Origin of the sequence: Rugamonas violacea, from assembly GCF_016461825.1 — a bacterium.
Lineage (GTDB): Bacteria > Pseudomonadota > Gammaproteobacteria > Burkholderiales > Burkholderiaceae_D > Rugamonas.
The window spans coordinates 1-11452 of record NZ_JAEMNU010000044.1; the positions used below are offsets into that span (position 1 = coordinate 1).

General features: G+C 61.2%; 8 protein-coding genes. 5 read left to right on the forward strand and 3 right to left on the reverse strand.

Going from position 1 to position 11452, the window contains the following annotated elements; genetic code table 11:
* Positions 1-505 precede the first annotated feature (505 nt).
* Positions 506-793, forward strand: a complete 288-nt coding sequence (locus tag H7U20_RS10020) for a type II toxin-antitoxin system Phd/YefM family antitoxin (protein WP_199759016.1) — start codon at positions 506-508, stop codon at positions 791-793.
* Positions 756-1052: a Txe/YoeB family addiction module toxin gene (locus H7U20_RS10025; protein WP_199759017.1), complete on the forward strand. Its 297-nt coding sequence runs from the start codon at positions 756-758 to the stop codon at positions 1050-1052. Before H7U20_RS10020 ends, H7U20_RS10025 begins: the two co-directional genes overlap by 38 nt.
* A 134-nt stretch (positions 1053-1186) precedes the next feature.
* Here H7U20_RS10025 and H7U20_RS10030 read toward each other — a convergent pair whose 3' ends face one another.
* From H7U20_RS10030 to H7U20_RS10040, 3 genes are all read right to left on the reverse strand, one after another.
* Positions 1187-3184: a TonB-dependent receptor gene (locus tag H7U20_RS10030; protein WP_199759018.1), complete on the reverse strand. Its 1998-nt coding sequence runs from the start codon at positions 3182-3184 to the stop codon at positions 1187-1189.
* Between the two features lie 114 nt (positions 3185-3298).
* Positions 3299-5143 (reverse strand): class D beta-lactamase, encoded by a 1845-nt coding sequence (gene blaOXA / locus H7U20_RS10035; protein ID WP_199759019.1) that lies wholly within the window; start codon positions 5141-5143, stop codon positions 3299-3301.
* Positions 5140-5541 carry a BlaI/MecI/CopY family transcriptional regulator gene (locus H7U20_RS10040; RefSeq protein WP_199759020.1) on the reverse strand — a complete coding sequence of 134 codons (402 nt, stop codon included), beginning with the start codon at positions 5539-5541 and terminating at the stop codon, positions 5140-5142. The genes blaOXA and H7U20_RS10040 overlap by 4 nt, the downstream gene beginning before the upstream one ends.
* A gap of 158 nt (positions 5542-5699) precedes the next feature.
* Here H7U20_RS10040 and H7U20_RS10045 point away from each other — a divergent pair, with 158 nt between their 5' ends.
* The 3 genes from H7U20_RS10045 to H7U20_RS10055 all read left to right on the forward strand — a co-directional run bounded on the left by H7U20_RS10045 (position 5700) and on the right by H7U20_RS10055 (position 11363).
* On the forward strand, positions 5700-7904 hold the full coding sequence (locus tag H7U20_RS10045; RefSeq protein ID WP_199759021.1) for an OsmC domain/YcaO domain-containing protein: 2205 nt from the start codon (positions 5700-5702) through the stop codon (positions 7902-7904).
* 368 nt (positions 7905-8272) lie between these two features.
* Positions 8273-9058, forward strand: coding sequence for an EAL domain-containing protein (locus tag H7U20_RS10050; protein WP_199759022.1), 786 nt, complete (start codon positions 8273-8275; stop codon positions 9056-9058).
* A 295-nt stretch (positions 9059-9353) separates the two neighbouring features.
* Positions 9354-11363, forward strand: coding sequence for a methyl-accepting chemotaxis protein (locus tag H7U20_RS10055; RefSeq protein WP_370593119.1), 2010 nt, complete (start codon positions 9354-9356; stop codon positions 11361-11363).
* Positions 11364-11452 lie beyond the last annotated feature (89 nt).

Consider the following 11452-nt stretch of genomic DNA (forward strand, 5'->3'; position numbering starts at 1 on the left):
CTGCTGAATAGTGTTTCACTGCCCGTCTTTGCTCCGCCCCCTGTACGATTACGAGAAATCAGATGACGCGACAACTATCCTGACACAGGGGGGACTCGGCATTGGAATGGTTGCGCGGCCAAATCCACGGACCAGCAAAGCCTTCCGGGTGGCCTGACGAGCCGGATGATTTCGCTCAGCAATGAAGTTCTGGAGGGGCGGCGCGATCATGAGCGCTCTGCGGTCTCGGCTTGGCATCCGGCTGCATCAGGCATTTCGTGCAGTGTGCTGGGTCGCCAAGTCCGGTTTGTCACGATTCGCTGTAATTGTATCTATGTACAGAAATACGTACATTGTTGACGACTTGTACGCAAGTACGTACAATGATTTTGTCGGACTGGAAGTCTCGTAACTCAATAGTCATACCTAAGCAATCGAATCTGACGATACCGACGATACCGAACCAAATGAATCGTGAAACCAGCGGGAGAGCATCGATGGTCCTGCAAATGTATGAAAGGCTGCTATGAACATCGTAACTTTTAGCGAGGCACGCGCTGGACTGAAAGCTGTGATGGACGATGTTTGCACTGATCACAGCCCAACGATCATCACCCGACAAAGCGGGGATGCCGTCGTCATGCTGTCGTTGGCGGATTTCAATAGTATTGAGGAAACGCTATATCTCCTCGGTTCACCGAAAAACGCCAGCCGATTGTTTGCATCGTTCGACCAGCTTAAAGCCGGTAAGGCCCGTACTCGGGAGCTAGACCGGAATGACGAACAAAAAATCAAACAACAAAGAGCAGGCTAAACAAGCGTCTGTCGCATTTACAGACAACGGCTGGGAAGACTACCAGTACTGGCAAAAGGAGGACGCGAAGCAGTGCGCAAAGATCAACGATCTGATCGACGCTTGCGTAGCCGACCCTTTCAAAGGAATCGGGAAACCCGAGCCGCTCAAGGGAAATTTAACAGGTCTATGGTCTCGCCGTATCGACCGTGAGCACCGTTTGGTGTATGCAGCGGAATCCGGCGTGGTCTATGTCGTGGCCTGCCGCTATCACTACTGAAGCAATCGGGACGCCGTGCAAAGCTGCGTCCCTTTTTTTGCGCACCAGTCCTGTTCCGGTTTGGCCGATAGGGGCAGCCGCGCGTACTCGACCAATTGATGTACGGCACGGTGACCTGTTGGCGATCCCCCATCTCACTCGATCTTTTTCACCAAGCCCACATAGATGCGCCGCGCGACGAAGTGATCGAATCCGGCCTGACGGAATGTGCTCGCGTCTGTCCGATAGCTGCGCTTGCTGCCATCGAAAATATCGTTGGCGTTGACGGTCAAGCTCAGCGTCTTGCTCAATTGGCGCTTCCAGCTCAGGTTCAGACTGCTGGCCGCCCCGTATCGGCCGAGCGGGGTTATTCCTGAGGACTGGATATGCGCGTCGAGCGACACGTCGTCGTCTCCAACGCTGTACGCCGCCCGGAGGTTCACATAGCCCGAGATGCCGTCCTGGCGCACCAGGCCAGGCAAATCGGGCGTTTGCAGCAGCACCCGATAGGCGCCGCCATCCATGCCCAAACGCAGCTTGGTGTCCGGCGTCCAATCGACGGAAGCTGTGATGCCGGTCGAGCGCGCCCACCCGCCATTCAGCTTCGAAGTAATCAGCACCTTGTCGGCGAAACTGCGCGCGTCGGTCACCGTATCACGGCTGGTCCGGTAGAAGGTACTCACATTGCCGCTCAGGTGCTGCACTTCCGCATTGGCGCCGATTTCCCATGAACTGAGCAGCTGCGGCTTGAGGCCGGGATTGCCGCTGCTCAAATTTTGCGCATCGACATAGGTGCTGAAGGGATTCAGATCGCGCGGATCGGGCATCTGCAGACTGCGGCGATAACTGAGCGTCAAGTCGGCGTTGTCGCTGACTGCATATTGCAAATGAAGGCTGGGATTGAACGCCCGCCAATGCGCTGTTCGAATGGTGCCCTGTGCCGGACTCACGCGTAGCGCCATCTGCTCGGCCCGTCCACCGAGCAGCGCTTCCCATTTCCCGTACCTGATCTGCTCGGTCACATACGCCGCGTTCAAGGTGGTCGTCACGGCGTAAGCGTTGCTCGTATTCGGATCGGGAGTCTCGGCGCCGGTCGAATGATCGACGGCCGCCTGGTAGTTGTAGATGTCGTCGACCTTGTGCTGCAGATCGAGGCCCATGCCCCACTGACCGTGTTCGGATGCGCGGCTCCAGTCGACGGTGGCCTGGCTGAGGCGGCGCGCCGACCTGGTGGCGCCGTGGCTGTAGCCCGTGGCGCGCACAGGTTCGACCAAAACGTCGCTGTAGGACTTGTCGATCAGGCCGAGCGTAGCGCTGTGCTGAAGCATCGCCTTCAGCGCCGTGCCACGGTCCTGCTGGCTGTAACTGAGGCTGGCGCTGTGGTCCGACTGCTCGTTCGGCCCTTCGGAAATACGATGGTAAATGGTCTCGGCCGACCCGCTACGGTCCTCGTTGAGCACGTCGAATAGCGGACGCGAGTGGCGCTGGTTATGCCCTGCCGACAGGCTCAGGCTATCCGTCTCGCTCAGCGCATAATCGATGCCCAGTGCCGCGCTTTCCACGGTGCGACGGACGAAGACTTCCGACGTCTGCCGGGTTTGTCCGCCTTGTCCGCCTTGTCCGCTGAGAGGATTATTCCAGTCCACTGCTGACTGACGGACTTTCAGCGTGCCGTCATGGCGCAGCGCCAGGTTGCCATGCACGCTGAGCTTATCGCGGCTCAGATCGCCCGACGCGCCGACATTCCATAGCCCCTGCTCGCTGGTGCTTCCCTGTACCTGCGCATGCGCGCCGGGTTTGCGGTTGCGCTTCAACACGATGTTGAGGATCGCACCGCCATTGGCATGGTAGGCGGCGGACGGATTGGTGATGACTTCGATGCTGGCGATGTCGGCCCCGCTCATGGTCTGCAGCGCCACCGTCCGTTCATCGCTTGAGCCCGACGTGATCGCGCTCGGCTTGCCGTTGACCAAGACCGTCACTTGGCTGTTTCCCTTGACCGAGATTTGCCCATCCGCCGACACCGATATCTCAGGTGTCGATTGCAAAACATCCTGGGCCGTACCGTTTGCCGCCCGTGGTATGTTGGAAACGTTATAAACGGTTTTATCAATTTTCTTGACGACGGGTTCTTTCTTGCCGGCGATGACCACTGTCTGCCTGGCCGGATCGTCCTGTTGGGCGTGGGGGGGGGGGGGGGGGGGCGGCCATTGGCCGCGCGACGAGCCCGAAGCAAATCAGCCGGACTGTCGTCCTAAAAAGATGGTTCACGGCGCGCGCCGCTCCAGTTCGCTCAGGAAGGCGTCGCGGGTCTGTGCGCCCGCATAGTTGTGGCTGCCGACCGGGTGCTGCATCAGCCGCGCGAACACCAGTTTGCGGCCGCCCTTGGTGGCCCAGCCGACGAACCAGCCGATATTTTGCGTCTCGTCCGCACTGCCATCCGGCAGCCGCGCGGACGCCGTGCCGGTCTTGCCGTAGATCTCCCAGCCGTTGGCCGGCGCATCGAGCTTGAGCAGGCGCGTCGTCATGTCGTAGGCGTGGGCAGACAGCGGCAGGCCACGGTTGACCACCTTGCGCAGGAACACGATCTGTTCAAGCGGCGAAATCCTCAGCGTGGGGCTGAGCTCGGAGAGCGCGACCGCATCGTCCATGCCGGCCACGCTGGCCAGGTCGCGGTTGCCGTAGTCGAACGCTTGCACATAGCCGCGCACGCTGGCGGCGCCCAGCCGCAAGGTCACTTGCTGCGAATACCAGACGATCGATTCGCGCAGCCAGCCGGCCGGATCGGTGCCATGGCGCCAGGATGGGTTGCGCGACGCATAGCTGGCCTTGTAAGGCAGGTAAGGCGCGTGTTCGTCGCGCAGCACGCCGCTGTCGAAGCCCATCAGGCTGATGGCAATTTTAAAGGTCGAGGCCGGCGTGACGCGCGCGTCGCAACTGCCTTCGCTGACCAGGGCGGCGCCGCTGTCGGCATCGACCATCACCGTGCAATCGAGGGGCGCCGGCGCGGCCGACCAGGTCCCCGGCCAGGCGCCCGCCAGCAACTGGGCGTGGCCGTCCGGCACGTCGGCGGCATGCCAGCCGAGCGCCGGCTGCAGCGCCAGGTTGGCCGCCGCCACCGCCGCCAGGCTGCCGAACGCGGCCAGGCGCGACCAGCCGCCGCGCGCCGCCGTTGGCGTGCGAATCAGGTTGATGCGTGCGGCCAGCGTGGGCGCGTGGCTGCCCGCGTCGCTGGCGCCGAACGCCAGCGCCATGCCGGTCGGGTGCCGCTGCAGCTTGAGTTGCGCGACCAGCGCGGCCGCATAGGCCTTGCGTTCGCTTTGCGGGCGGCCGCGCAACACGTCGCGGTCGCAGCCGAATTCCTGCGCCCAGCCCAGGCGCGCGCGCAGCATGCGCATGAAGGGATTGAACCAGAACAGGCTTTGCAGTACGAGGGCGGCCGCGCTCCAGCGCAGGTCGTGGCGGCGCCAGTGCGTCAATTCATGCTCGACGATCAGCTGCTGCTGTAGCGGAGCGAAATTGCGCAGATGGTGCGGCAGCAGCAGGCGCGGTTTGAACAGGCCCTGGAGCATGGGAGAAATGGGCGCTTCGACTTCGATCACGGCCGGCAGCGCTGCGTGCGCCCGCGCCGCGAAGCCGGCGTGAGCTAGCGGCGCCGTGAACGGGCTGCCGCTGGTGGCCAGCGCGTCGAGCAGTTGCTGGCCGCGCCGCCAACGGTACAGCGCATGGCCGAGGCCGAGCAGGTACAGGGCCAGCCAGGCGCGGGCCGCATCACGCAGCCAGGCATGCCGGGGGGCGGGCGCCGGCGCCGGCATCGCCGTTACAGCCGGGCTTGCCGGCGGCGGCGCGGACGCCACCGGGGCACGCGGCGCCACCAGCTCGCCCATCTCGATGACGGGCACCACCCGCAGGCCTTCGGTGGTCGGCAGCAGCATGGCGACAAACACCGCCGCCACCGCCGCCTGTCCCAACAGCCACAGCGAACGCTGCTGGGCGAGCGCGGGCAGGCAGCGACGGCACAGCACGGCCACGGCCCAGACCGCGCAGCCGGCCGCCAGCGAGCCTGCGGCGGCGAGCAGCAGGCGCAGCAGCGCGACATCGAGCTCCGTCATCGGCTCTCGTCCGCGTCGCCCGTGTCGTCCACCTCGTCCGGCCAGTGTTGCAGCAATTGTTCGAGCTGGGCCAGCTCCTGCTGGTCGACCAGCTTGCTGCCGGTGAACATCGTCACCGGCAGCGGCGTGTCGATCTCCATCACGCGCTTGCCGAAATCGTGGGCGAAGGCGGCCAGGGTGTCGACCTTTTCCAGCACCGCTTCATAGACCTGCATGCCGTGGCGCACCTGCTGGCTGACCATGCCCTTTTCCAACATGCGTTCGAGCGTCTTGCGGGTCGACGAATACGACCAGCCGAGTTCCTCCTCGACGCGGTCGTGGATTTCGCGCGCGCTCAAGGGCTGCTGGCGCCATAAAGCCTTCAACAGGCTCAGTTCGGTAATCGACGGGACGGACATGCTGGACTCTCTTATGTGACTGACATCGCAATCATGCGACAATTGTCACAATGCGTCAAGCGGCCCGTTGCCGCGGGGAGCCGGCGTGGGGCCGGTCCACGGCCTTTGCTGTACGATAGTGCCTACCTCATTTTGAGCACTATTTTTGGAATTCTCCCATGGAAATTAAAGTCAACTTTCTCGATAAGCTTCGTCTGGAAGCCAAGTTCGATGATTTCACGGTAATCGCCGACCAGCCCATCCGCTACAAGGGCGATGGCTCGGCGCCTGGCCCCTTCGATTACTTCCTGGCCTCATCGGCCTTGTGCGCGGCTTACTTTGTGAAGTTGTATTGCGTAACTCGCAATATTCCTACCGAAAATATCCGCCTGTCGCAGAATAATATTGTTGACCCGGAAAACCGTTACCAGCAGATTTTCAAGATTCAGGTTGAGTTGCCAGCGGATATTTCCGACAAAGACCGCCAGGGCATCCTGCGCTCCATCGACCGTTGCACGGTGAAAAAAGTGGTGCAAGCCGGGCCGGAGTTTGTGATTGAAGAGGTCGAGAATCTGGATGCCGATGCCCAGGCCTTGCTGATGTTGAATCCGGCCTCTGAAGCGAGCACCTATATTGCCGGCAAGGATCTGCCCTTGGAGCAGACCATCGCCAATATGTCGGGAATTTTGGCGGGCCTGGGCATCAAGATTGAAATCGCTTCGTGGCGCAATATCATTCCCAATGTGTGGTCGCTGCACATCCGCGATGCGCACTCGCCGATGTGTTTTACCAATGGCAAGGGATCGACCAAAGAAAGCGCCTTGGCGTCGGCCTTGGGCGAGTACATCGAACGCCTCAATTGCAATCACTTCTACGCCGGTACGTTTTGGGGCGAAGAGATCGCCAACGCGGCGTTTGTCCATTATCCGAACGAACGCTGGTTCAAGCCTGGCCGCAACGATGCGCTGCCGGCTGAAATTTTGGATGAGCATTGTCTGGAAATTTACAATCCCGACGACGAGTTGCGCGGCTCACATCTGTACGACACCAACTCCGGCAATGTGGAGCGGGGTATTTGTTCGCTGCCGTATGTGCGCCAGTCGGATGGCGAGGTGGTGTATTTCCCCTCCAATCTGGTCGAAAACCTCTACGGCAGCAATGGCATGAGTGCCGGGAATACGCTGGTCGAAGCGCAGGTGCAATGCCTGTCGGAGATTTTCGAACGGGCGGTCAAGCGTGAAATCCTGGAAGGTGAAATCGCCTTGCCTGACGTGCCGCAAGACGTGCTGGCGAAATACCCCGGCATCCTGGCCGGCATTCAGGGTTTGGAGGAGCAGGGCTTTCCGGTGCTGGTGAAGGATGCTTCGCTGGGTGGCAAGTACCCGGTGATGTGCGTCACCTTGATGAACCCGCGGACCGGCGGTGTGTTTGCCTCGTTCGGCGCCCATCCAAGCTTGGAAGTGGCGCTGGAGCGTAGCCTGACGGAATTGCTGCAGGGCCGCAGTTTTGAAGGCCTGAACGATTTGCCCCGGCCCACCTTTGTCAGCAACGCCGTGACCGAGCCGAATAATTTTGTTGAGCACTTTATTGATTCCAGCGGTGTGGTGTCGTGGCGCTTCTTCAGTGCCAAAGCTGATTTCGATTTTGTTGAATGGGATTTCTCCGGCCAGGGCGAGAACTCCAATGCCGAGGAAGCCGCGACCTTGTTCGGCACGCTCGAAGCCATGGGCAAAGAAGTCTACATGGCGGTGTACGAGCATCTTGGCAGCACCGCCTGCCGTATTTTGGTGCCCGGTTATTCGGAAGTCTATCCCGTAGAAGATTTGATCTGGGACAACACCAACAAAGCGCTGTCGTTCCGCGCCGATATCCTGAACCTGCACCGCCTGGACGACGACAGCCTGGAAGCACTGATCGAGCGTTTGGAGAACAGCGAGCTCGATGAGTACTCCGACATCGCCACATTGATCGGCATCGAATTTGACGAGAATACGGTCTGGGGTCAATTGACCGTGATGGAGTTGAAGCTGCTGATTAACCTCGCCTTGCAGCAATTCGAGGTGGCGCAGGAGCTGGTGGAAGCCTTCCTGCAATACAACGACAACACGGTCGAGCGCGGCTTGTTCTATCAGGCCTTGAATGTGGTGCTGGAGGTGGAGCTGGATGAGGACTTGGAACTGGCCGACTACGCGGTCAATTTCCGCCGCATGTTTGGCGACGCTCGGATGGACGCGGTGATGGGTTCCATGGACGGCAGCGTGCGCTTCTTCGGCTTGACGCCAACGAGTATGAAACTGGAAGGGCTCGATCGACACGAGCGCCTGATCGACAGCTACAAAAAACTGCACGTGGCACGGGCCAATACGACGGCGACATCCAGCTAGGGTGAAGCGTTCCGGCTGGATCTGCAATGAGGACCGGCGCGTCCAAGCGCCGGTCCGCTGTATCAGGACCGATACTTTTAGAAGCGATACTTCAGTGTCAGCGTGGCGCTGCGTGGTGCGCTGTAGTTGATCGCGCCATACGCGGCAAGCATGCCGAAGTGTTTTTTGTCGAACACAGCTTCCTTGAACGCCAACCTCGCTTCAGCGACTGTCCGGGCGAGCGCCTACGTCTCGGAGGCCCAGCGCATCAACAAGGTCATGTGCATGAATGCCTCAGCCCCACTGCAATGCGCACGAAAAGACCTTGGCGAGCCCAAAACGTGATATAAAAGTTTTCCAGATTCGCGTTATTTGGCGAGGGGTTTCGAATGTTACCTATTTCAGCGTCTCAGGATGATCCGCCGCAGACCGCAGCAGCGTGCGAGCAATGCAAAAAAAAAGACAATCTGGCGCTCGACTTCGTCTTCGCTTACCAGCCGATCATTGCGCTGAGCACACGCTCGATCTATGCGCATGAGGCACTGGTACGGGGACCGAACGGCGAGTCTGCCTACTCAATCCTATCGCAGGTCACCGACGTCAACCGGTATTCGTTCGACCAAGCATGCCGGGTGCGGGCGATCCGCGGAGCGGCCGAGCTTGGCATGCAGGAACTCTTATCCATCAACTTTCTGCCAAACGCGGTGTACAGGCCTGAAGCCTGTATTCGCAGTACCTTCGAAGCGGCCCGTCTTTACGATTTCCCGATTGAAAAAATCATCTTCGAAGTGACCGAAGGCGAGCAAGTTCAAGACCGACAGCATCTGGTCAGTATCTTCCGTGCATATGAACAATTCGGCTTTCATACCGCTATCGACGACTTCGGCGCGGGCTACGCGGGGCTGACGCTGTTGTCCGAGTATCAGCCCGACCTCATCAAGATCGATATGGAATTGGTGCGCGGAGTCGATTCCAGCAAGCCGAAACAAGCCATCGTCAACGGTATCTTGTCGATCTGTGCTGATCTGAATGTGCGGGTGCTGGCTGAAGGCATTGAAACCATGGCCGAGCGTGACTTCCTGCGCGATGCCGGCATCGATCTGATGCAGGGATATCTGTTTTGCCGGCCGGCTTTCAAATCGATCGGCGTCATCGATCCGTCGTCGTGGGCGTAGCCAGTATTGCTACTTCATGATTCGGCTCCCCTACCTTACCGGCGCCGCACCGCGCATGTTTGTCGGCGGCGGCCTCGCCAAATAGCCGCATGGGGGCCTGCCTCACACGGCCGTCGATGCGCCAAGGGCGGCGAGTGTTGCGTATTGCGCAGAAGCAAGCGCTGAGGTTTGACAGTAGTTTCCTACAGGCATAATCTTCTTGGATGCCGGTGCCGGCATGCAGGGCCGAGGTTCGAACCGGCCCACGTGTCGGCAGCAAACCCACCTCTGCATTCACATCATCCAAAGGACCCGCGTGAAAGATTATTTCCGTTCCAGCCAATCGCGCTTCATCCTGCTGTTCTCAGCCATTTTCCTCGCCTTGCTGGTCATTACCCTGGTGGCCATCGCCCTGTTCGTCACGCCGGAACTGAAACGCGCCGAGGGTGAGCTGATCGGCAATGATGTCAACAACATCGCCGTCAAGATCACCCAGCAGCTCAAGCAGGTGGAGGCGCAGCAGCGCGCCATCACCCAGACCGTGGCGATGATGGACAGCGCCTCGATCGACAGCCTGCTGCCCGGCCTGGTCGACCAGTACGGCGACCCGAACGTGTTCGGCGGCGGCATCTGGCCGCTGCCCAAAAAACGCGATCCGGAAAAGGAGAAGTTCAGCACCTTCTATGCGCGCGACGCGGCCGGCAAGTTGCAGGTCAACACACACTGGAATTCGCCGGAATCGCTCAAGTATTTCGAGCAGCCGTGGTGGCAGGGCGGCGCCAAGGCGCCCAAGGGCCAGTGCGCCTGGGCCAAGGCGTACAAGGACGACGCCAGCCCGCAGCCGCGCACCAACTGCGCCATGGCGATCTACAAGGACAACGAGCTGTTCGGTGTTTCCACCATCGACGTGACCTTGGGCTTCTTCAACCGTCTGGTGGCCGATATGGAGGCCTCGGTGCACGGCCAGATCCTGATTCTGGAACACGACGGCAAGATCGTCAGCAACAGCAGCCATATCAAAAGCGAGATCGTGCTGAAGAACATCGGCGATCTGGCCGCCAGCTCGCCGCTGGCGGCGCAGTTGGTCAAAGTGCTGCCGGAACTGGGCGAGAAAGCCGCGCTGGAATCGACTTACCGCAGCGACGGCACGCACCACACCTTGTTCATCGCCACCATTCCGGGCAGCCCGTGGCTGCTGGCCACCGGCCTGCCGACCAATCTGTTGAGCCAGCAGAGCGACCGCATCCTGCACACCCTGGGCTTGGTGCAGATTCCGATCGCCATCGCCATGCTGGCACTGATCATCCTGGGCATCCGCATGGTCATGCGCCGTCTGGACGTTTTGAAAGGCAACATCGACGCCTTGTCGGCCGGCGACGCCGATCTGACCCGGCGCCTGCCGCCCGGCGGCGGCATGGAATTCGACGCCGTTTCGAGCAGTTTCAACGCCTTTATCGAGCGCCTGCAGCAAATGCTTCAGCAAATCGGCAACAGCACCCAGTCGATTGCGCTGGCCTCGCGCGAAATCGCCGCCGGCAACCAGGACCTGTCCTCGCGCACCGAGGCGCAAGCCAGTTCGCTGGAAGAAACGGCGGCCTCGATGGAAGAGCTGACCAGCACCGTCAAGAACAACGAGGACAACGCCAAGCAGGCCAATCAACTGGCGCTGGAGGCGTCCACCGTGGCGGCCCAGGGCGGCAACATCGTTTCCAGTGTGGTGGCGACCATGGGCTCGATCGAGCAATCGTCGCGCAAGATCGTCGACATTATCAGCGTCATCGACGGCATCGCCTTCCAGACCAACATCCTGGCGCTGAACGCGGCGGTGGAGGCGGCCCGCGCCGGCGAACAGGGCCGTGGCTTCGCGGTGGTGGCCTCCGAGGTGCGCAATCTGGCGCAGCGCTCGGCGGCGGCGGCGAAGGAAATCAATGCGCTGATCGGCGAGTCGGTGGTCAGCGTCGACAAGGGCGCCGCGCTGGTGGCCGAGGCCGGCACCACGATGCAGCAGATCGTCGCCAGTACCAACAAGGTGGCCAGCATCATCGGCGCCATCATGGGCGCCAGCGCCGAGCAGAATCTGGGCATCGGCCAGGTCAACCAGGCGATCACCGAGCTGGACGACACCACCCAGCAGAACGCCGCGCTGGTCGAGCAAGCGGCGGCGGCGGCCCAATCGCTGCAGCAGCAGGCCGCCACGCTGGAGCAAATCGTCGGCGGCTTCACGCTGTACGAGGAGGGCCACACCGGCGGCGCGCCCGCCGCCCAGGCCACCGTGGCCGCGCGCGCGGCCAAGCAGCGCCTGGCGCTTGGCGCGCGCCGCGGCTAGGGCGCCTCAGCGGCGGACGGCAGCGGCACGAGCTCGTCGTCCCGAGCCGGGGACTTGATTTGCATCATTGGAGTTTTGGGGGGGGGGGG